18 protein-coding genes are annotated in these 22,455 nt (G+C 65.9%); 15 read left to right on the forward strand and 3 right to left on the reverse strand.

Features of this window, described 5'->3' with window-relative positions:
* Positions 1-81: 81 nt before the first annotated feature.
* Together CH273_RS25085 and CH273_RS25090 are read left to right on the forward strand one after the other, a co-directional pair.
* Positions 82-831 (forward strand): CoA transferase subunit A, encoded by a 750-nt coding sequence (locus CH273_RS25085; RefSeq protein WP_179272913.1) that lies wholly within the window; start codon positions 82-84, stop codon positions 829-831.
* The gene (locus CH273_RS25090; RefSeq protein ID WP_032394589.1) at positions 828-1,475 is read left to right on the forward strand and encodes a CoA transferase subunit B; all 648 of its coding nucleotides are present in this window, start codon (positions 828-830) and stop codon (positions 1,473-1,475) included. Before CH273_RS25085 ends, CH273_RS25090 begins: the two co-directional genes overlap by 4 nt.
* On the opposite strand, the gene fdhD is transcribed toward CH273_RS25090, so the two are convergent.
* Positions 1,452-2,297 carry a formate dehydrogenase accessory sulfurtransferase FdhD gene (fdhD, locus tag CH273_RS25095; protein WP_032394588.1) on the reverse strand — a complete coding sequence of 282 codons (846 nt, stop codon included), beginning with the start codon at positions 2,295-2,297 and terminating at the stop codon, positions 1,452-1,454. The genes CH273_RS25090 and fdhD overlap by 24 nt on opposite strands.
* Positions 2,298-2,331: 34 nt before the next feature.
* Positions 2,332-4,503 (reverse strand): 4-alpha-glucanotransferase, encoded by a 2,172-nt coding sequence (malQ, locus tag CH273_RS25100; RefSeq protein ID WP_052049369.1) that lies wholly within the window; start codon positions 4,501-4,503, stop codon positions 2,332-2,334.
* A gap of 84 nt (positions 4,504-4,587) precedes the next feature.
* Between malQ and CH273_RS25105 the strand changes: the two genes are divergently transcribed.
* The 13 genes from CH273_RS25105 (at position 4,588) to proB (ending at position 21,582) form a co-directional block, all read left to right on the forward strand.
* Positions 4,588-5,667, forward strand: a complete 1,080-nt coding sequence (locus CH273_RS25105; RefSeq protein ID WP_052049347.1) for an FUSC family protein — start codon at positions 4,588-4,590, stop codon at positions 5,665-5,667.
* Positions 5,668-5,768: 101 nt separating this feature from the next.
* On the forward strand, positions 5,769-6,200 hold the full coding sequence (locus CH273_RS25110; RefSeq protein WP_032394587.1) for an ATP-binding protein: 432 nt from the start codon (positions 5,769-5,771) through the stop codon (positions 6,198-6,200).
* Entirely contained in the window at positions 6,200-6,985 is a 786-nt protein-coding gene (locus CH273_RS25115; RefSeq protein WP_032394586.1) for a SigB/SigF/SigG family RNA polymerase sigma factor, read from the forward strand. Before CH273_RS25110 ends, CH273_RS25115 begins: the two co-directional genes overlap by 1 nt.
* Positions 6,986-7,013: 28 nt before the next feature.
* Positions 7,014-9,005, forward strand: a complete 1,992-nt coding sequence (locus CH273_RS25120; protein ID WP_032394585.1) for a S9 family peptidase — start codon at positions 7,014-7,016, stop codon at positions 9,003-9,005.
* A gap of 9 nt (positions 9,006-9,014) precedes the next feature.
* Positions 9,015-11,690, forward strand: a complete 2,676-nt coding sequence (locus CH273_RS25125; protein WP_032394584.1) for a valine--tRNA ligase — start codon at positions 9,015-9,017, stop codon at positions 11,688-11,690.
* The gene (gene folC, locus CH273_RS25130) at positions 11,691-13,121 is read left to right on the forward strand and encodes a bifunctional tetrahydrofolate synthase/dihydrofolate synthase (RefSeq protein ID WP_045194613.1); all 1,431 of its coding nucleotides are present in this window, start codon (positions 11,691-11,693) and stop codon (positions 13,119-13,121) included.
* Positions 13,118-13,507: a DUF4233 domain-containing protein gene (locus CH273_RS25135; RefSeq protein ID WP_032394583.1), complete on the forward strand. Its 390-nt coding sequence runs from the start codon at positions 13,118-13,120 to the stop codon at positions 13,505-13,507. The genes folC and CH273_RS25135 overlap by 4 nt, the downstream gene beginning before the upstream one ends.
* 70 nt (positions 13,508-13,577) lie before the next feature.
* The gene (ndk, locus tag CH273_RS25140; RefSeq protein WP_032394582.1) at positions 13,578-13,991 is read left to right on the forward strand and encodes a nucleoside-diphosphate kinase; all 414 of its coding nucleotides are present in this window, start codon (positions 13,578-13,580) and stop codon (positions 13,989-13,991) included.
* Between the two features lie 502 nt (positions 13,992-14,493).
* Positions 14,494-17,943: a translation initiation factor IF-2 N-terminal domain-containing protein gene (locus tag CH273_RS25145; RefSeq protein WP_032394773.1), complete on the forward strand. Its 3,450-nt coding sequence runs from the start codon at positions 14,494-14,496 to the stop codon at positions 17,941-17,943.
* Positions 17,944-18,178: 235 nt separating this feature from the next.
* On the forward strand, positions 18,179-18,490 hold the full coding sequence (gene rplU, locus CH273_RS25150) for a 50S ribosomal protein L21 (protein ID WP_032394581.1): 312 nt from the start codon (positions 18,179-18,181) through the stop codon (positions 18,488-18,490).
* Between the two features lie 59 nt (positions 18,491-18,549).
* Positions 18,550-18,813, forward strand: a complete 264-nt coding sequence (rpmA, locus tag CH273_RS25155; RefSeq protein WP_032379202.1) for a 50S ribosomal protein L27 — start codon at positions 18,550-18,552, stop codon at positions 18,811-18,813.
* Positions 18,814-18,988: 175 nt separating this feature from the next.
* Positions 18,989-20,440 carry a GTPase ObgE gene (gene obgE, locus CH273_RS25160; protein WP_032394580.1) on the forward strand — a complete coding sequence of 484 codons (1,452 nt, stop codon included), beginning with the start codon at positions 18,989-18,991 and terminating at the stop codon, positions 20,438-20,440.
* A gap of 2 nt (positions 20,441-20,442) precedes the next feature.
* A complete protein-coding gene (gene proB, locus CH273_RS25165) occupies positions 20,443-21,582 on the forward strand; it encodes a glutamate 5-kinase (protein WP_179272914.1) in 1,140 nt (379 codons plus the stop codon).
* Here the strand turns inward: proB and CH273_RS25170 are convergent.
* Positions 21,555-22,421 carry a Sir2 family NAD-dependent protein deacetylase gene (locus tag CH273_RS25170; RefSeq protein WP_032394771.1) on the reverse strand — a complete coding sequence of 289 codons (867 nt, stop codon included), beginning with the start codon at positions 22,419-22,421 and terminating at the stop codon, positions 21,555-21,557. The genes proB and CH273_RS25170 overlap by 28 nt on opposite strands.
* Between the last annotated feature and the right edge of the window lie 34 nt (positions 22,422-22,455).

A 22,455-nucleotide genomic window follows, 5' to 3' on the forward strand; every position in this document is an offset into this window, starting at 1 on the left:
TACGCAACAGACACCATAGCGAGATGTTCGCATTGTGGCAACCTGTTCATATTCCGCACAACATGCGGTAGCGTGCGTCTCATGTTGGACAAAGTCGTGGCCAGCGCCACCGAAGCCGTAGCGGACATTCCCGACGGATCGTCGATCGCCGTCGGCGGTTTCGGATTGGTCGGTGTGCCGGAGATTCTCATCGACGCCGTGCTCGCGCAGGGTGCGACCGATCTGGAAACCATCAGCAACAACTGCGGGACGGATGGCTTCGGCTTGGGAGTGCTACTGGCGCAGCACCGTATTCGCCGGACCATCAGCTCGTACGTCGGCTCGAACAAGGAGTTCGCGCGGCAGTATCTCTCCGGAGAACTCGAGGTCGAGCTCACCCCACAGGGCACCCTCGCCGAGCGACTGCGAGCGGGCGGTGCCGGCATTCCGGCGTTCTTCACCCCCGCAGGGGTCGGAACTCAGGTCGCAGACGGCGGATTGCCGTTGCGTTACGACGGCAGCGGCGGTATCGCACTGGCCAGTCCTCCCAAGGAGACCCGCGAATTCGACGGTGTCACCTACGTGATGGAACGCGGAATAGTCGCCGACTACGCGCTCGTGCACGCATGGAAGGGCGACCGACACGGCAACCTGGTGTTCCATGCCAGTGCACGAAACTTCAACCCGCCGGCCGCCGAGTCGGGGCGCATCACCGTCGCACAGGTCGAGCATCTGGTCGAGCCGGGGGAGATCGGACCGGACGAGATACACACCCCGGGTATTCACGTGCAGCGGGTGGTCCACGTCGGACCGGTCGAGGTCGGCATCGAGCAGAGGACGGTACGAGCATGAGCGAGAAGATGACCCGCGAACAGATGGCGGCTCGGGTGGCGCAGGAACTCGGCGACGGTCAGTACGTCAACCTCGGCATCGGCATGCCGACTCTCGTGCCCAACTACATCCCCACCGACGTATCGGTGATCCTGCATTCGGAGAACGGAGTGCTCGGTGTCGGCCCCTATCCCACCGAGGACGAACTCGACGCCGAGATCATCAACGCGGGCAAGGAGACCATCACGGTCCTGCCCGGTGCGTCCTACTTCGACTCCGCGCAGTCGTTCGGAATGATCCGTGGCGGCCAGGTCGACGTCGCAGTACTGGGGGCGATGCAGGTCAGCGCCACCGGTGATCTGGCGAACTGGATGATTCCCGGGCACATGGTCAAGGGGATGGGTGGCGCGATGGATCTGGTGCACGGAGCGCGACGCGTCATCGTGATGATGGAACACGTCTCTCGCAAGGGTGAGCCGAAGATCCTCGAACGCTGCTCTCTGCCGCTCACCGGCAAAGGCTGCGTGCACCGCGTCATCTCGGACATGGCCGTACTCGACGTCACCGAACGCGGACTGCGCCTCGTCGAGACCGCGCCCGGTGTGTCCGTCGACGAGGTCAGAAATGCGACCGCTGCCGAACTACTGGTCGACGCCGACGTCTGAGACGTGAACGCGGTGGGCGTGAGAGTAGATGTTCATGGACCGACCGCGGAGGAAGCCGACGACCGTCAAACCGGATTCGGTGGCGAGGTCGACCGCAAGCGAGGACGGGGCCGAGACCGCTGCGAGAATCGGTATTCCGGACATCACGGCCTTCTGGGCCAATTCGAACGAGGCGCGGCCGCTGACCATGAGCACTGTGGCCTGCAGGGGAATTCGATCGTTGGTCACCGCCCAACCGACCACCTTGTCGACGGCGTTGTGGCGTCCGACATCCTCACGTAGAACGAGCATCTCGCCGTCTGCGGTGAACAGGGCGGCGGCATGCAGACCGCCGGTGGCATCGAAGACCTTCTGCGCGGCCCGCAACGTGTCGGGTAGCCCGGACAGAGTATCGGACGTCACGACGACCGAATCGGCCACGGGGGAATGCTTGGTGCGCAATCGAATTGCGTCCAACGATCCCTTGCCGCACACCCCGCACGAGGACGTCGTGTAGAAGTTCCGTTCGACGCCGGTCTCGGGTGGAGCGACACCCTCGGCCAGGGTGACGTCGAGGACGTTGTAGGTGTTCGCGCCCTCGTCGTCGACCCCGTCGCAGTAGCGAGCCGCTGCGATATCGGCCCCCGAGGCGATCACGCCTTCGGTCAGCAGGAAGCCGTGAGCGAGCTCGACGTCGTGGCCGGGAGTTCGCATGGTGACGGCCAGCGCTGTGCCGTCGACTCTCAACTCCATCGGCTCCTCCACCACGAGGGTGTCCGGGCGCTCGACGCGGTGCCCACTCCTGAGTCGGACGACGGGTCTGCGGGTAGTGATGCGGCCCATCAGTGTCGGTTGGATTCGCGGTGACGACGGTGACTCATTCTTCGATTGTGGACCCCGGCGTTCTCGGGCCGTCGACGCGGTCGGTCATTGCGTTCACCAACGACACCATGCGCGGGTGATCGACGAGGTCGTCGACGAGTACTCGCTTGCCTTCGGCGTCGGCCAACGGGATCTTCCAGTTCTCGTACTGGGTTTCGTCGGTGCCGGGCTGGTTCTGGATGCGATGTTCTCCGACGGCGTCGACGAGAGCGACACCGATCAGCAGGGACGGACTGCGCTGGACGAGGCGATGCAGAGCTTCCACCGTTCGGTGGTTGTCGGCGTCGGCGTCGAGCAATCCACGCTCACGCGCCAGCTCGAGAACCGCCTCGCGTTTTTTCGCGTCGACCTCCTTCTCGGAGTCGATATCGCGTTCGAGAAGGCCGAGACGTGATCGCAGGTCGATGTGTTCGCCGTCGAGATATCCGGCCGTGGGCGGCAGGTCGTGCGTGGTCACCGACGTCAGACACAGACTGCGGTAGTTCTCGGGCGGGATCGGTCCGGATTCGTCGGCCTCGAACCACAGGATCGAGGTGCCGAAGATGCCGCGTTCGGTGAGGTACTCCTGCACCATCGGCTCGAAGACGCCGAGATCCTCACCGACGACAACCGCGCCTGCGCGTTCGGCCTCGAGGGCCAGGATGCCGATCAGGGCCTCGTGGTCGTACTCGACATACGTTCCGCCGCCTGCGTTCTCGGCCTCCTGCGGAATCCACCACAGGCGGAACAGACCCAGGATGTGGTCGACGCGGATGCCGCCGGCATGACGCAGGATCGTGCGCAGCATGTCCCGGTACGGCACGTATGCCAGCTCGCGGAGTCGGTCGGGATCCCACGGGGGTTGATTCCAGTTCTGGCCCTGCTGGTTGAAGTTGTCCGGCGGTGCGCCCACCGTGACTCCCGACGCGAGCACGTCACCGAGCGCCCACGCGTCGGCTCCGCCCCGCGCCACGCCGACGGCGAGGTCGTGCATGATGCCGATGTCCATCCCCGCATCGAGCGCCGCACGCTGCGCGGCGGCCAACTGCTCGTCGCAGATCCACTGCAGCCACATGTGGAAGTCGATGCGCTCGGCGAGCTTGGTGCGCTGCTCGAGCACGAAGTCGGTCCGTGGGTGCGCTGCTCTGTCGGTCCACGCCGAATTCTCGGGTCCGAATTTCTCCGCCAATGCGCTCCACACCGCGAAATCGCGCAGTCCGGAACCCTCCCGTTCGACGAATGCACGGAATGCGGACTCGCGGGCCGGGCTTCGTTCCACTTTGTGAACACGTTCCAGGGCACGCAGTTTGGCCCTGAATGTCGAGTCTCGGTTCAGCTTCCCGGTTCGCTTGTTGGCCTTGTCGAAACGCTTCGCGGCTTTCTCGACCTTGGCGAACTGTTGCGGCGACAGCAGTGCGGTCTCGCGAATGTTCTCCACGCGGATGTAGAGCGAGTTGAAGAACCGGCGGGTGGTCGGCAGGTAGGGCGACGCCTCGACCGGTGTGGTGGGTCGGTCGGCGTGCAGCGGATTGACGAGAAGGTAGTCGAACCCGTGCTCGCGGCCCGCGATGTCGGCCATGTCCTCCAGGTCACCGAGATCACCGATTCCCCACGACCGCTTCGATCGCACCGAATACAACTGAGTGAGCAAACCCGTGCGCTGCCGGTCTGCCAGTTCTGCATTGGGGGACAACGACTTCGGCGTGACCACCACGACCGTGTCCGAGGTTCGGACCGTGTTGTCCTCGCTGATCGTCGTCGCGGTCAGGCTGTGCCAACCGAGCGGTGCGCTGCCGGGAACGACGAACGTGGCGCGACCGATCAGGCGGCCGTCGACCTCACGGGGATCGACCCAGACGTCGGCTTGGGTCACCTCGATGGTCTCGCCGTCCTCGGAGACCATCGAGACCTCGACCGGATTGCCGTGTGGCACATGCACCCACACCACTGCATCGGTGCCCTGGGTCGCCACTACCACCGGCGGAAGCAGACGCCGCCACGGCGCGTTCTCGATGTCGGCCCGAGCTCGGTCGACGTCCTCGGTCGATTCGGTTGCGTAGCCGCGCGCGGCGAGGACTCGACGCAGGGTGTCGTCGCTCACTTCGCGAACGGTGTCGTCCCAGCCTCGGTACGAGGTCGATGTGCCGAGACGTCGAGCGAGAGAGCGAAGTGCCTGCGAGTAGTCCACATCGATGATCGTGCCAGTTCGCTGCGTCCCCGTCACCCGGGCCGGGCGGTTTCGGGTCGACCGGGGTGGGGTAGGTGAACTGCGATGAGGTGGACACGACAGTCGGTCTCGCGAGACAGGACGATCGAAACCCTCGTCGTGTCCGCGAAAATGGCGGGTGCCGCGGCGGCGGCGTGGATTCTGGCCACCGAACTGCTGTCGATGTCGCAGCCTTTCCTCGCTCCCTACGCAGCGGTGTTCCTGATCGAGGTGACGATCAGCCGAAGCCTGCGCTCGGCGGCCGAGCAGATCGCCACGGTGACCGCAGGGGTTCTCGTCGCGGCACTCGTGGTTCGCATCGTCGGCCAGCCGAGTGTGGCTCTGGCGGTCAGCGTCTTCGTCGGTGCGCTCGTGGGCCGTTGGTCGAAGTTCGGTACGAGCGGAATCTGGATACCGGTGACCGCGCTGCTGATGGTCACCTACGGATCGGCATCCGATCCGGTCGCCTTGGTGGACAGGATCGTCGAGCTCGCGGTCGGTGCCGCAGTCGGTGTGGCGGTGAACGCTCTCGCAGCACCGCCGCTGTACTGGCGGCAATCACAACACGCGGTGGAGTCGGTGTCCTCGGCCGCGGGATCCCTGTTGCGGGACGTCGCCCGCGGTCTCGACCTCGAGCCCGACCGATTCACCGTGGACGAACGGCCTTCGCAGTGGCGAGCGCGGAGTGACGCCGTTCGAGTCGAGGTCCGGCGTGCACAGGCCGCGTTGATGTGGACCGAGGAGAGCACCCGCGGAAACCTTCGCCGGTCGGCGGTACCCACCCGAGTGAACCATCGTTGGTGGAAGGCCACGGTCGGTGCCATCGATGCCAGTTGGACCGAATGCGGCGAATTGGTCGATGCAGCCGCAGTCGGACTCGATCCGGTTCCGCCGTTCCACGCGCTCGGAGACGACGTCCGTGTCGCCGGTGCCGACTTCGTGCGTGCCCTGGCGGACGTGGTCGAGGGCCGGTGCGATGCGCGCCGTACCCAGGCGGACGTGGTCGACCGGGTCGCTGCGGCGGAAGAGACGTTGGCGGTGCTCGTGCACACGGTGGTGGCGTCCGGGCAGGGATCCGCCGGAGCGACGATGAGCGCAGGCAGGCTCGTGGGGCCGGCAACGGCAGCGCTCCGAGCGCTCACCTGACGCCTGTGTTGCTTCCGACTGCCAGGATTGAAACGCCGGGCGCTGGGTAGTCTGGCTCGGCGAACGGTAAAACGACTGCTCGGCGACGATGGGAAGTGCGGATGGCTGGGGTCAGCAAGATCGAAGAACTGGAGCGAGGTTCCGGTGCACCGGTCGAGCTGAGGGTGCGTGCAGAGGCAGACCAACTTCCTGTGGTTCGTGCCGTCGCCGAAACCCTCGCAGTGCTCAGCGACTTCACGCTCGACGACATCGCCGATGTGAAGTTGGTCGTCGACGAGGTGTGCTCGCAGCTGATCAAGGGCTCGGTCACCGATGCCGAGCTGTCGTGCATGTTCGCAGTGAGCGACTCCGGAATCCGAATCGTCGTCACCTCCACCCTGACACCCACTTCCGTACCGAAGAAGGACAGCTTCGGCTGGCACGTGCTGCAGACGTTGACCGACGCCATCGAACTGCGTGCCGACGACGCGGTCGACGACGAGGTAGGTCGCACGGTCGCGATCGACGTGGTCAAGCGGAGGAGCAAGGTCTAGTGCCTGTGCCGCACGAACGAAGCACACGGCGAGAGTCCGACGATTACAGCGACGTTGTCGCCCTGATCCAGCAGATGCAAGCGCTCGACGAGAATTCACCGCAGCGCCGAGTGCTGCGCGATCGCATCATCACCCGCTGCCTTCCTCTCGCAGAACACATCGCACGCCGCTTCGGCGGTCGCGGCGAAGCACACGAGGACCTCCTGCAGGTCTCACGCCTCGGTCTGGTGAACGCGGTCGACAGATTCGACATCGAACGTGGTTCGGATTTCGTGTCGTTCGCCGTACCCACGATCATGGGCGAGGCTCGCCGGTACTTCCGGGACGCAGGATGGTCGGTTCGGGTGCCGCGGCGCATGAAGGAACTGAACTCGATGATCTCCCAGGCGGTGGGATCGTTGTCGCAGAAGCTCGGTCGAGCTCCGACTGCCAGCGAGATCGCCGTCGAGCTCGGGATCGACGTCAAGGAAGCCTCGCAGGCGTTGCTTGCGCGCAGCGCGTATCAGACCGTCTCGGTCGACTCGGTGGTCAGCGAAGATCGATTGCCGCTGATGGACACCCTCGGTGCCGACGATCCCGAACTCGAGAAGATGGAGAGCTATCTCGCGGTGCGCCCCGCGCTCGAGAAGTTGCCCGAGCGTGAGCGTCGCATCGTCGTGCTCAGATTCTTCGGGTCGATGACCCAGACACAGATCGCGGAGAAGGTGGGGATCTCGCAGATGCACGTCTCGCGAATCCTGGCTCGCACGCTCGCTCAGTTGCGTGAGGACCTCGGCGAGGACTGACAGCGGCCGGTGGAGCTAGGCTCGCTGGATGAGCATGTACGACGACGTCGACGAGTACATCGGAGCCCGTCGGGTCACAGGCCTGGCGGCATCGCACGATTTCTCGCGGGCGGTGATCGTGGTTGCCGCACTGGACGATTCGCGGACCGAGTATCGAACGTCGTTGTGGGAGATCGATGTCGACGGTGGTTCGCCGGCCCGACGCCTCACGCACGGCGAGTGGGGCGAGAGCGCTCCGGTGTTCACCCCGGCCGGCGACTTGTTGTTCTCCCGCCGATCGAGCAAGGACGATCCGGCTCGGTTGTGGATTCTTCCTGCCTCGGGCGGTGAGGCGCGAGTGCTCGAGACTCGGTCGGCCGGTCTGAGCGAAATCCGAAGCGCCCGTTCCGGACACGGGCTGGTCGGGTTCTCGCCGGTGTTCGGATCGTCGAGCACCGATGAGGACGACGATGCCCTGCGCACTGAGCGCAAGGCGAACAAGGTGGATGCAATTCTGCACACCGGGGTTCCGGTGCGTTTCTGGGATCACGATCTCGGTCCTGCCACCCCGCATCTGTTCGCCGGATCGACCGACGGTACGACGGTGTTTCGTGATCTGACCTCGGATGCGGCCGGAGCTCTGCACGAGGCGGCGTTCGACATCAGTGCCGACGGTGCGTTCGTCGTGTCCACCTGGGCCGTACCCGGCGCTCTGGCGACCGTGCGGACGGTGCTGGTGCGCATCGACACCGCGACGGGGGAGCGCAGCACGATCGTCGACGACGTCGATGCCGATCTGGGCGCGCCGGCGATCTCGCCCGACGGTGCGTCCGTGGTGTTCGTGCGTGAATCGCTCTCCACTCCCGAGGATGCGCCTCGAATGACGCTCCAGCGCTACCACTTCGGGACTGCTTCCGTCGTCGATGTCGCGCCCGGCTGGGATCGATGGCCGATCGACCCGGTGTGGTTGCCGGACGGGTCGGGGGTGCTGGTGACCGCGGACGACGACGGCCGGTCGCCGATCTTCGTCGTCCGCGAGGGTGCGGAGCCGCGTCGGCTGACGAACACCGACGACGCCTACACCCACGTTCACGTGTCCTCGGACGGAACCAGGGTGCTCGCACTCGCCGCGTCCTATCTGGCCGCCCCGCATCCGGTGTCGATCGATCTGTCCGACGGCACCGTTGTGGACCTCGACACCTCCATCGACCGCTGTCCGTTGCCCGGAACTCTCACCGAGATCGACACCGTCGTCGGCGACGGAGCCCGGGTGCGCGGTTGGCTGGCACTGCCCGAGGGTGCCTCGGACGCGGCACCCGCACCGCTGCTGCTGTGGGTGCACGGTGGTCCGCTGAGCTCGTGGAACACCTGGTCGTGGCGGTGGAATCCCTGGCTGATGGTCGCCCGTGGGTACGCGGTGCTGCTGCCCGATCCGGCTCTGTCCACCGGGTACGGCCAGGAGTTCGTGCAGCGCGGCTGGGGTGCGTGGGGAAAGGCTCCGTTCACCGATCTGATGGCGTTGACCGATGTCGCAGCCGCGCTACCGCACATCGACGACACCCGCACCGCGGCGATGGGCGGATCCTTCGGCGGCTACATGGCCAACTGGATCGCCGGGCACACCGACCGGTTCGACGCCATCGTCACCCACGCGAGCCTGTGGGCGCTCGATCAGTTCGGGCCGACCACCGATGCCCCGTACTACTGGGCTCGTGAGATGTCTCCGGAGATGGCGGTGGAGAACTCCCCACACCTGTTCGTCGCGGACATCGCCACGCCGATGCTGGTCATCCACGGCGACAAGGACTATCGAGTGCCGATCGGCGAGGGCCTGCGGCTGTGGTACGAACTGCTCAGCGAATCCGGCCTGCCCGCCGACGACGAGGGCAACACCGACCATCGTTTTCTCTACTTCCCGGCCGAGAACCACTGGATTCTGAGTCCCCAACACGCCAAGGTCTGGTACGAGGTGGTGCTGGCATTCCTGGCGCAGCACGTGCTGGGCGAGAGGGTGTCGATGCCTCGAATCCTCGGCCACTAGAATCGACCGGTGACCAGTTCAGCGCCAGAGCACTCAGAGAACCCCGCCGATTCGATCGACCTGCCCAAGAGCTGGGATCCCAGTGCGGTCGAGGCGGAGCTGTACCGGTCCTGGGTCGACGCCGGGTACTTCGAAGCCGACGCCACCAGCGGCAAGCCGCCCTACTCCATCGTGCTGCCCCCACCCAACGTCACGGGCAGCCTGCACATGGGTCACGCTCTCGACCACACGTTGATGGACGCGCTGAGCCGTCGCAAGCGGATGCTCGGGTACGAGGTGCTGTGGTTGCCGGGCATGGACCACGCGGGTATCGCCACCCAGACCGTCGTGGAAAAGCAGCTCGCCGCCGACGGAAAGACCAAGGAAGAGTTCGGCCGCGAGCTGTTCATCGACAAGGTCTGGGACTGGAAGCGTGAATCGGGCGGAACCATCGGTGGGCAGATGCGACGCATCGGCGACGGTGTGGACTGGAGCCGAGAGCGATTCACCATGGACGACGGCCTGTCCGAGGCCGTGCAGACCATGTTCAAGCGTATGTTCGACGACGGTCTGATCTATCGCGCCGAGCGACTGGTCAACTGGTCTCCTGTGCTGCAGACCGCCATCTCCGACATCGAGGTCAAGTTCGAGGACGTCGAGGGCGAACTCGTCTCGCTGCGATACGGCTCGCTCGACGATTCCGAGCCGCATGTCGTCGTCGCGACCACCCGAGTCGAAACGATGCTCGGCGACACCGCAGTTGCGGTTCACCCCGACGACGAGCGATACAAGGCTCTCGTCGGCACCACCCTCGAGCACCCGTTCACCGGGCGGCAGATCCCTATCATCGCCGACGACTACGTCGATCCCGAGTTCGGCACCGGTGCCGTGAAGATCACCCCGGCTCACGACCCCAACGACTTCGAGATGGGTGTGCGGCACTCGTTGCCGATGCCCTCGATCATGGACAAGGCAGGTCGGATCGCCGACACCGGAACGCAGTTCGACGGCATGGACCGTTTCGAGGCGCGCGTGAAGGTTCGTGAAGCACTGGCCGAGCAGGGCCGCGTCGTCGCCGAGAAGCGTCCCTACCTGCACAGTGTCGGCCACTCCGAGCGCAGTGGCGAGCCGATCGAGCCGCGCCTGTCGCTGCAGTGGTGGGTCAAGGTCGACACCCTGGCGAAGGCGGCCGGTGACGCAGTGCGCAACGGCGACACCGTCATTCACCCGAAGAGTCAGGAACCGCGCTGGTTCGCCTGGGTCGACAACATGCACGACTGGTGCATCTCGCGTCAGCTGTGGTGGGGTCATCGGATTCCGATCTGGTACGGACCCGACGGCGAGACCGTCTGCCTCGGACCGGGGGAGACGCCGCCCGAGGGCTGGGAGCAGGATCCCGACGTTCTCGACACCTGGTTCTCGTCCGGGCTGTGGCCGTTCTCGACGATGGGGTGGCCCGACGCCACGGCGGATCTCGAGAAGTTCTATCCCACCGGTGTTCTCGTCACCGGATACGACATCCTGTTCTTCTGGGTCGCCCGCATGATGATGTTCGGCACCTACGTCGGAGCGGACGACGCGATCACCGCGGGCAAGTCGGGGCCGCAGGTTCCGTTCCGAGATGTGTTTCTGCACGGCCTGATTCGGGACCAGTTCGGCAAGAAGATGTCGAAGTCGCGGGGCAACGGCATCGACCCCCTCGACTGGGTCGACCGTTTCGGTGCCGACGCGCTGCGCTTCACGCTCGCTCGCGGCGCGAACCCCGGAGCCGACATGTCCGTGGGCGAAGACCACGCCCAGTCGTCGCGCAACTTCGCCAACAAGTTGTTCAACGCCACCAAGTTCGCTCTGATGAACGGCGCGGCACCGGCAGATCTGCCTCGGCGCGTCGAGTTGACCGACGCCGACCGATGGATACTCGACCGGCTCGAACAGGTTCGGGCAGAGGTGGATTCGGCGTTCGATCGGTACGAGTTCAGCAAGGCCTGCGAGGCGCTCTATCACTTCGCCTGGGACGAGGTCTGCGACTGGTACCTCGAGATCGCCAAGGTTCAGTTCGCCGACGACGCCATCGCCGCCACCACGCGCGGAGTTCTCGGTAACGTCCTCGACGCCCTGCTTCGGTTGCTGCATCCGGTGATTCCGTTCGTCACCGAAACGCTGTGGAAGGTGCTCACCGGCGGCGAGTCGCTGGTGATCGCGGCGTGGCCCACTGCCGCCACCGAGTCGTTGGATCCTGTTGCGGCACAACGCATCGAGGACATGCAGCGGCTCATCACCGAAATTCGCCGATTCCGCAGCGATCAGGGACTCAAGCCGTCCCAGAAGGTGGCGGCCCGCATCGTCGGAGTCCCCGACTCCGATCTGGACGGGCAGATTTCGGCGGTCACCGCACTGGCTCGACTGACCGAGCCCGCCGAGGACTTCGCCGCCACGGCCTCGGTGGAGGTGCGCCTGAGCAAGGCCACCGTGGTCGTCGAACTCGACACCTCGGGCACCGTCGACCTCGTCGCCGAACGGGCCCGCCTGGTGAAGGATCTGGCCGCTGCGGAGAAGGAACTGGCGCAGACCACCGGCAAGCTCGGCAACGAAGCGTTCCTCGCGAAGGCACCGGATGCGGTGGTGGACAAGATCAGAACACGCCAGACGATCGCGGGCGAAGAGATCGCACGCATCTCGGCGCGGCTCGAATCGATGGGAACCTAAGTGACCGAACCCGACGCCGCCCTGCCGCTACCTCCGCCGAGCCCGGTCGATCTGGCCGAGCTCGCCCTCGTGGAGGCCGAGCTCGACAAGCGTTGGCCCGAAACCAAGATAGAGCCGTCGACGGCTCGGATCTCGGCGCTGATGGATCTGCTCGGGTCGCCGCAGAAGGCGTACCCGTCGATTCACGTCGCCGGCACCAACGGCAAGACCTCGGTGACTCGCATGATCGATGCACTGCTCACTGCCTTCCACCGACGCACGGGCCGAACCACCAGTCCGCACCTGCAGATGGCGACCGAGCGGATCAGCATCGACGGGAGGCCCATCTCTCCGCGGCTCTACGTCGACACCTACAACGAGATCGCACCGTTCGTCGAGATGATCGACGCGCAGTCCGAGGCTGCGGGCGGACCCCGAATGAGCAAGTTCGAGGTGGTCACGGCCATGGCGTTCGCTGCGTTCGCCGAGGCCCCGGTCGAGGTCGCCGTCATCGAGGTCGGACTCGGTGGGCGTTGGGACGCCACCAACGTCGTCGACGGCGAGGTCGCCGTCATCACCCCGATCGGCCTCGATCACGTCGAGTTCCTCGGCGACGATCTCGCCGGGATCGCAGGCGAGAAGGCGGGGATCATCAAGAAGGCCCCGGAATCGCTCGTGCCGCGCGACACCGTCGCGATTCTGGCGAAGCAGCAACCAGAGGTCTCCGAGGTGCTGCTGCGGGCGGCGGTGCAGGCGGATGCTGCGGTGGCGCGGGCCGGATCGGAATTCACCGTGCTCGGGAGGCAGATCGCCGTGGGGGGCCAGCAACTGGAACTGCAGGGGCTCGGCGGGGTGTACACCGACGTTTTCCTGCCGTTGCACGGCGAGCATCAGGCGCACAATGCCTCGCTCGCACTCGCGGCGGTCGAGGCGTTCTTCGGTGCCGGTCCGGATCGCCAACTCGATCAGGACACCGTGCGCGGCGCGTTCGCGACGATCGTCAATCCGGGTCGGCTCGAGCGGGTTCGCAATGCCCCGACCGTGTTCCTCGACGCCGCGCACAACCCGCACGGGGCGGCAGCGCTCGCCGCCGCCCTCACCGACGAATTCGACTTCCGCAAACTCGTCGGCGTCGTCAGCGTCATGGCGGACAAGGACGTCGGAGCGATTCTCGACGCACTGGAACCGGTGTTCGACGACATCGTCGTCACCCACAACGGGTCGGCGCGGGCGATGGACGTGGACGCGTTGGCCGACATCGCGGTGGCCAAGTTCGGTGACGAACGCGTCGTGGTGGCGTCGACACTGCCCGATGCCCTGGAAACGGCGATCGGGCTGGCCGAGGAGGTCGCCGAGCCGGGGGAGGCCGTGTCCGGTGCCGGAGTCGTCGTGACCGGATCCGTGGTGACCGTCGGTGCAGCTCGCACTCTGTTCGGAAAGGACCCCGCGTGAGCGAAACAGAGTTCAGACCACCCACGAACGACCCGTGGAAGGGGTTCCGCGGTGTCGCGGCGGGCACCCTCGTGCTCGAAGCCATCGTGACACTGCTCGCGCTGCCGGTGGTGGCGACCCTCGGCGGCGGCGCGACCTGGTTCTCGACGACCTACATCGTGGCGTTGGCCGTCGTGATGGTCCTGGCGGCGGGCAAGCAGGGGGAGCCGTGGGCGATGAAGCTCAACCTGATTCTCCAGCTGTTCGTCGTGGCCGGGGCGGTGTTCCACCTCTCCATCGGTGCCGTCGGCCTGATCTTCATCGCGGTATGGCTGTATCTGCTGTACCTGCGCCGTGACATCACCGAGCGGATCCGACGAGGAATGTTGCCGGGGCAGCGCGACTGACCGGGGAAACCCGTCGGTTTCGGCGATGCGGCGCGCGCTGCATCGTCGGGTTCCATTACTGTCGTCTTTCGTGACCGACCGCACCCTTGTACTGATCAAGCCCGACGGAGTTGCCCGGCGTTACGTAGGAGAGATCCTCGGCCGCGTGGAGAAGAAGGGTCTGAGCATCGTCGCACTCGAGCTCAAGACCGTCTCCCGCGAATTGGCCTCGGCTCACTACGCGGAGCACGAGAGCAAGCCGTTCTTCCCCGAACTCCTCGAGTTCATCACGTCCGGACCGGTCGTGGCCGCAGTTCTCGAAGGCCCCCGCGCCATCGCGGCCTTCCGTCAGATCGCAGGCGGCACCGACCCCGTGGCCAAGGCGGTTCCCGGGACCATCCGCGGTGACCTCGCCCTGGATGGTCAGCAGAACCTGGTACACGGATCGGATTCCGTGGAATCGGCCGAGCGCGAGATCGCACTCTGGTTCCCCGGCCTCGCCTGACCGTTTCGCCGTCGACAGAAACAGCAACGTTCGTCAGCCACGCCGCACCCGTCGGAAACCCGATCGGTGCGGCGTGGCGAGTACGCATCACAGCGTGTGGGATACTCGACAACAGATCGACTCCACTGCACCAGTACGTACAGGTTTCACGCTCCACCCGAAGCCCAGGCTTCACGGAAGTTCGCTAGACCGGTGTGATGGATTCGATCGGATGACTGTCGTCTATCCGCTGCCCGTCATCGCAGATGCTCGAACGAGAGACAGGCTCGTTCGCGTTCTTGCTTGATGATCAGGCGCTCGGATCGCCGGTACACCACCATCCAGCCAGGCACTGCACACGCTGTCGTCGACCACCGAGAACTACGAAGTGGTCATCGGCTCGGGTGCGGAGCGAGACCGAACAGCTGACGTCCAACCCGACGTGAGTACACAAGGATTGCCCTCGCGTGGCCGCGTCACACCCGAAGTCGGATGGACGCGCCCGGGGGCCCGAGGAGACTACGTGGCCGATCAAAGCCCGCCCGAAGATGTACAGAACGAAAACGCAGGACGTACGGAGGCCCCCGGCCCGGTGTCGCCTGTGGAAACCGACGCGGTGTCGTCGGTGCAACCCGACACCATCGAGCTGCCGACCAGGCTGCGCGTGCACGCATTGGCGAAGATCCTGGGCGTCACCAGCAAGCAGCTGCTCGTCACCCTCGGTGAGCTCGGCATCGAAGCGCGCAGTGCTCAGTCGAGCCTGAGCCGCGACGTCGCCGAGTCCGTTCGTGATTCGGTCAACGCCCCCACAGCAGCAACTCCCGATTCCTCGACTGCCGAGCCGACTCCGGTGCCCGATGTCGATGTGCCTGCTGCCGATGAGCCTGCTGCCGATGAGCCCGCAGGCGAGGTTCCGTGGACCGAGCCGCAGCTGTTCACCAGTGCGCCCGCACCGGAGCCGGAGGCGGCCCAGCCCGCGGCAACGACCGACCAGCCCACAGCGACGACGTTCGCCACCCCTCTGTTCCTGCAGCCCGCCGCCGTCGATGCTCCGGCTACGGAATCGACGGAGTCACCGGCCGAGCCTCCGGCTCGCCGTCGCCGCAGCCGCAAGGCCGCGCCCAAGGACGAGGCTGCGAACACCGAGAGCAGTGCCACTACCGACAGCAGCGAGTCCGCAGTGACGCCGGAGACCGGTGCACCCGAGGTCTCCGCCGTCGAGACCGACCGGTCCTCCTCCGAGGCCGGCGAGTCGACCGAAGCCGAGAGCTCGACCGACGGTGACGGCGACGACGATCAGTCTCAGCCTCGACGTCGCCGGCGCGGCCGTCGTGGTCGCGGACGCGGTCGCGGCGAGCAATCCTCGGACGAGTCGACCGACGAGAACTCGGACGACGATTCCGACGGGGACACCGACAGCACCGAGACCGCCGATTCGACCGACGCGGAGTCGAGCGACGACGCGGACTCGGACGAGTCCTCGGCAGGTGACGGACAGCAGTCGAACTCGGGACGACGCTCGCGTCGGTCACGTACTCGCAGCCGTTCCTCCGACCGTCAGAACTCCGATTCGTCCGACTCCTCCGACGACGCGCGCACCGCGGACTCCTCGGCCGAGGACGGCGACGACGAGTCCGATTCCGGAGCCCAGGACAACTACGACGACTCCGACAACGGTGGTTCGGACGGAGACGGCTCCAGCCGCCGTCGCCGTCGCCGGCGCAGGCGCAAGACCGGAGCCGAGGCCGCTGCCGAAGGCGCGACGTCCGAGGACGATCCGCCCAACACCGTCGTGCACGAGCGTGAGCCACGCAACAAGAGTCGCGCACCCCGGGACGAGGTTCAGGGAATCACGGGCTCGACGCGCCTCGAGGCCAAACGTCAGCGTCGCCGCGACGGGCGCGATGCCGGCCGTCGTCGTCCGCCGATCCTCACCGAGTCCGAGTTCCTGGCGCGCCGCGAATCCGTCGACCGCGTCATGGTCGTGCGCGAGAAGGCGACACCGGATCATCCGCTGACCACACAGGTTGCCGTGCTCGAAGACGGCGTGCTCGTCGAGCATTTCGTCACCAGCAGTGCCACCGCGTCGATGGTCGGCAACGTGTACCTGGGCCGCGTCCAGAACGTGCTGCCCAGTATGGAAGCAGCGTTCATCGACATCGGCCGAGGCCGTAACGGTGTGCTGTACGCAGGCGAGGTCAACTGGGACGCTGCCGGTCTCGGCGGGAGCGCGCGCAAGATCGAGCAGGCCCTCAAGCCGGGCGATCAGGTTCTCGTGCAGGTCAGCAAGGACCCGGTGGGGCACAAGGGTGCTCGCCTGACGACGCAGCTCTCGCTCGCCGGTCGCTTCCTCGTCTACGTGCCAGGTGGAAGCTCCACCGGTATCAGCCGCAAGCTGCCCGATACCGAGCGCAAGCGTCTCAAGGAGATCCTCCGCGACATCGTGCCTCCCGAGGCAGGCGTCATCATCCGCACCGCAGCGGAGGGCGTCAGCGAAGAAGAGCTCGCACGTGACGTGACTCGCCTGCAGGCGCAGTGGGCCAGCATCGAAGAACGCTCGGCCAACGCCGAAACCGGCAAGGGCGTGCAACCGCAGACGTTGTACGAAGAGCCCGACATGTTGGTCAAGGTCATCCGAGACCTGTTCAACGAGGACTTCTCCAAGCTCGTCATCGAGGGCGACAAGGCATGGACGACGACGTCCAACTACGTCGAGACCGTGGCCCCGGACATGATGGAGCGGCTGCACCGATACGAGGCGGACGGCAGTTCGGTCGACGTCTTCGCTGCGCACCGCATCGACGAGCAGCTGGCCAAGGCTCTCGATCGCAAGGTCTGGCTGCCCTCGGGCGGCACCCTGGTGATCGATCGCACCGAGGCGATGACCGTCGTCGACGTCAACACCGGCAAGTTCACCGGCTCCGGCGGCAACCTCGAAGAGACCGTCACCCGCAACAACATCGAGGCGGCCGAGGAAGTCGTTCGCCAGATGCGTCTGCGAGACATCGGCGGCATGATCGTCGTCGACTTCATCGACATGGTGCTCGAGTCCAACCGCGATCTCGTACTGCGGCGGCTCACCGAGTCCCTCGGACGCGACCGGACTCGCCATCAGGTGTCCGAGGTGACCTCGCTCGGACTGGTGCAGATGACCCGCAAGAAGCTCGGTACGGGGCTCGTCGAGGCGTTCTCCACCACATGCGAGCACTGCCAGGGTCGCGGCATCGTCGTGCACCCGTTCCCCGTCGATGCAAAGCCTGACAACGACGGCGGACGGTCGAATTCGTCGCGGTCCGACAGCAGCAACTCGGGAACGAGCAGCAGGCGTCGACGTGGCAAGGACAACAAGGCCGACGGCAACGATCGGTCGGACGGTGGCGACCGGGCGTCCTCGAACGATCGGACAGGCATGGCAGACGGTCACGAGCACCCCGTGGTCGATCCGTCGATCAAACGAGCGCACCCGGTGGCGCTGGCCATGGCCGCGCATCATGACGACGTGGTCGCCGACGTCAGCCCGGCCGATGTCGAGACACCGGCACCGGCCGAAGCTGCCGGCGGCGACGCAGTGGTGACCGTGGTCTCCGCCGACGACGTGGACGTAGCGGCCGCGTCGGTTGCCGACGCCGAGACCGAGGCCACCGAAGTCGACACGCCCGCCGAGACTGCGGCCGACGAGCCGTCGGCTCCGGTGGCTGCCAAGGCTCGACGCGGACGGCGGGTGGCCCGCAAGGCTGCCGCGCCGACCGGCACTGCACCCGACGCGGGCATGGTCATCGTCGTACCCGCCACAGACGACTCGGGGGACGCCACGTCTTCCGACCAGGCCGGGACGGCACCCGACGAGCCGTCGGCACCGCTCACTGCGGCGGCCGAGCAGCCAACGGAGCCGGTCGAGGTGCCTACCGCACGTCCTCGCAGACGGCGCGCAGCAGCGCGGCCTGCAGGTCCACCGGTGGACGTCGATGCCTAGCAGAGCAGGGCAGTTTGACCCTGGCCGTCTCCCTGCCGTAACCTTGATAAGTCGCTCCCGGTGACACCGTTCTGCCGTGCCGTAGTGGTGCTGTAGGAAACAACGGTTCTCGAGCGGGTCGGAATGATCATCATCCCGACCGGCCGATAGGGAGCAAGCAAACACGTTTTACCAGACCAGTCGTGTTGCCATGCGCAATGCGAGCAAGTTCGAAGAAGCAAGGGGTAGCCCTCCGATGGCAACGTACGCGATCGTCAAGACCGGCGGAAAGCAGTACAAGGTCGCTGTTGGTGACCTCGTCAAGGTCGAGAAGATCGAGGGAGCGCCCGGCACTGCTGTCTCGCTTGCTCCGGTCCTCGTCGTAGACGGATCCGACCTGACCACCGATGCAGACAAGCTGGCGAAGATCTCGGTCGCCGGTGAGATCGTCGAGCACACCAAGGGCCCGAAGATCCGCATCCACAAGTTCAAGAACAAGACCGGATACCACAAGCGTCAGGGACACAGGCAGAAGCTCACTGTCCTCAAGGTCACCGGCATCAAGTGACCAGGTCCCTTCGGACCCGCGTTCTCCCAAGCTGATTCACCCCGAGGAGGGTATGCAACATGGCACACAAGAAGGGCGCATCGAGCTCCCGTAACGGTCGCGACTCTAACGCTCAGCGCCTCGGCGTCAAGCGTTTCGGCGGCCAGACCGTAGGCGCAGGCGAGATCCTGGTTCGTCAGCGCGGCACGCACTTCCACCCCGGCGTCAACGTCGGCCGTGGCGGCGACGACACCCTGTTCGCACTCGCCCCGGGCGCAGTCGAATTCGGTGCCAAGCGCGGTCGCAAGACCGTGAACATCGTTCCGGTCGCTGTAGAGGCCTAGTCCTTCTGCAGCGCTCGCGCCCGCGATGGCCGACGCGACCGGGCAACTGCTCGAGTCGACCATCCACGGCGTACGTTCACAGCTCCCGATAGGGGCGGACCAGGGTCATGAGACCGGTCCGCCCCTATCGCTTTTTTCTCCCGCTTTTACTTTCACGAAAGGATCGAAGACAGCTATGTCACGATTCATCGACCGCGTGGTGCTGCACGTCAGCGCCGGCAAAGGTGGCAACGGCTGCTCTTCGGTTCACCGCGAGAAGTTCAAGCCTCTCGGTGGCCCCGACGGTGGCAACGGAGGACAGGGCGGCGGAGTCGTGTTCGTCGTCGACAGCAACGTCCACACTCTGCTCGACTTCCACTTCTCCAGCCATGCCAAGGCAGGCAACGGAACTCAGGGCATGGGCGGCAACCGCGAGGGTGCCAACGGCGAGGACCTGATCCTCAAGGTTCCCGACGGCACCGTCGTGCTCGACAAGAAGGGCAACGTCCTCGCCGACATGATCGGCGAGGGAACACGTTTCGACGCCGCTCCGGGCGGCCGCGGTGGACTCGGCAACGCAGCTCTCGCATCGAAGGCTCGACGCGCCCCCGGATTCGCACTGCTCGGCGAAGAGGGCGTCGAGCGCGAACTCGTCCTCGAACTCAAGTCCGTCGCCGATGTGGGCCTCGTCGGTTTTCCGTCGGCCGGTAAGTCGTCGTTGGTCTCGGTGCTCTCCGCCGCGAAGCCGAAGATCGCCGATTATCCCTTCACCACACTGGTGCCCAACCTCGGTGTCGTATCCAGTGGAGACACCACGTTCACTGTCGCGGACGTGCCCGGGTTGATCCCCGGCGCGAGTCAGGGCCGCGGTCTCGGACTGGACTTCTTGCGGCACCTCGAGCGATGCGCTGTGCTCGCACACGTAGTCGATTGCGCCACACTGGATCCGGGCCGCGACCCGATCTCCGACGTCGACGCCCTCGAAGCCGAGTTGGCGGCCTACAAGCCGGCTCTGTCCGGTGATGCCAGCCTCGGTGATCTCGCCGATCGGCCCCGCATCGTCGTACTGAACAAAGCAGACATTCCCGAGGGTGCCGAACTCGCCGAGATGGTCACCGCCGAGTTCGAGTCGCGTGGGTGGCCCGTGTTCACCATCTCCGCGGTGACGCGTGCCGGTCTCAAGCCGCTGACGTTCGCATTGGCGAAGCTGGTCGAGGAGTACCGCACTGCGCATCCGGCTCCCGAGCCGCGGCGTCAGGTGCTGCGTCCGGTCGCCAAGAACGACGACAGCTTCAAGGTGGTGAAGGATCCGGACATCCCGGACGGCTTCATCGTTCGCGGTACCCGACCGGAGCGGTGGGTACGCCAGACGCAGTTCACCAACGACGAGGCCGTCGGCTACCTCGCCGACCGTCTCGCGCGGCTCGGCGTCGAGGACGCACTCATCAAGGCCGGCGCTCAGCCCGGTGCTTCGGTCACCATCGGCGACGTCTCGTTCGATTGGGAGCCGCAGACCCCGGCCGGTGTCGAGATCACGATGACCGGCCGTGGCACCGATGCCCGCCTGGATCAGGTCGAGCGCATCGGCGCATCCGAACGCAAGCATGCCCGCCAGGTTCGTCGCGGGCTCGATACCGAACAGGAGTAGCCGTGGTGGCGGTGCGTGAATCCGATTCGCTCGCAGAGGCTCTCACCGATACCCGTCGCACGATCGCCGATGCCAAGCGGATCGTGGTCAAGATCGGTTCCTCGGCTCTCACCAGCCTCGACACCGGTCTGGATCTGGGCCGACTCGATCTGCTCGCCGACGCCATCGAATCTCGGATGCGCAGCGGCACGGACGTGGTGGTCGTGTCCTCCGGCGCGATCGGCGCAGGGATGGCACCGCTGGGCCTGACCAAGCGTCCACGAGACCTGGCGACCAAGCAGGCTGCGGCGAGCGTCGGACAGCTCGCTCTGGTTCATGCGTGGAGCTCGTCGTTCCACCGGTACGGACGCACGGTCGGACAGGTTCTGCTGACGGCCGAGGACATCGCGCGGCGAACCAACCATCGCAATGCTCAGCGCACCCTGGATCGGCTGCGCTCGCTCGGTGCCGTGGCCATCGTCAACGAGAACGACACGGTCGCCACCGCGGAGATCAGGTTCGGCGACAACGATCGCCTGGCTGCCCTGGTCGCCCACCTCGTCGGAGCGGACGCGCTGTTCCTGCTCTCGGACGTGGACGGGTTGTACGACGGTGATCCTCGCAAGGGCGAGGCGACGCTGATCCCGGAGGTGACCAGCCCCGAGGATCTCGACGGCGTCGTCGCCGGCTCCGGGGGAGCGCTCGGCACCGGCGGAATGGCGTCCAAGCTGTCCGCTGCGCGTCTCGCAGCCGATGCCGGTGTTCCGGTACTGCTGGCTGCGGCATCCGATGCGGCACACGCACTGACGACGTCCGCGGTGGGTACCGCCTTCGCTGCTCGGCCGACGCGGTTGTCGGCCCGCAAGTTCTGGGTCCGTCATGCCGCGGATGCCGCGGGAGAACTCCACCTCGACGCCGGGGCGGTGCGTGCAGTGGTGGATCGGCGACGGTCGTTGCTGTCCGCCGGTATCACGTCGGTGACGGGATCCTTCCACGGCGGCGATGTGGTCTCGTTGGTCGACCACGGCGGCGTCCTGGTGGCTCGCGGGGTCGTCGCGTACGACTCGGCGGAGCTGGCCGGAATGCTCGGGCGGTCCACAGGGGAGTTGGCCGCGGAACTACAACGACCTGTGGTTCATGCCGACGATCTGGTTCCTGCCTGATCGAGGTCGTCGGCCAGCGCGGTCGCCACCTCAGAGCAACCGGCATGGACTGTGAGAGAAGCGAATTCGTCGCCGCGGGTGGTACCGCGGTTGACTATGACGATCGGCTTCGACTTCTTGGACGCGTGCCTGACGAACCGCAGGCCGGACATCACGGTCAGCGAGGACCCGAGCACCAACAACGCATCACTTCGGTCGACCAGATCGTATGCCTCGGCGACACGCGGCTTGGGAACACTCTCACCGAAGTAGACGATGTCGGGTTTCAGTATGCCCGAACATGATTCGCAGTCGACCATTCTGAAGTGCGCGGTCGAGGAGATGATCGCGTCGGCATCGGGCGCGATCTCGACGCCGTTTGCGGGTGCAACCGACTCGAGGAAACCCGGATTGGCACGATCGAGTCGCCGGGCCAGTTCGAAACGCGAGATCAATCGCTCGCAATTCAGGCAGCGAACGCGGGCGTAGACGCCGTGCAGGTCGATGACGTTTCGGCTGCCCGCCTTGGTGTGCAGCATGTCGACGTTCTGGGTGATGATGCCGGTGACGACGCCGGCCCGTTCGAGTCGGGCGAGTGCTCGGTGCCCGTCGTTGGGTACCGCGGCATCCATGTGTCGCCACCCGACGTGGTTGCGTGCCCAGTAGTGCCGACGAAATTCGGCGTCACCGATGAACTGCTGGAATGTCATCGGGTTACGCGGGGGTGACTGCGGACCGCGGTAATCGGGAATGCCGGAGTCGGTGGACATGCCTGCGCCGCTCACGACGGTGACCGTCCTGCCCTCGAGCAGAGAAGTCAGCTGCTCGTACAGGACTGCGGACACAGGAGATGCATTCACTTCGTCCAGGATAGCGATCCATCGCCCGATGAGC

Origin of the sequence: Rhodococcus sp. 05-339-2 (genome assembly GCF_002258965.1) — a bacterium.
In the GTDB taxonomy this organism is placed as follows: Bacteria; Actinomycetota; Actinomycetes; order Mycobacteriales; family Mycobacteriaceae; genus Rhodococcoides.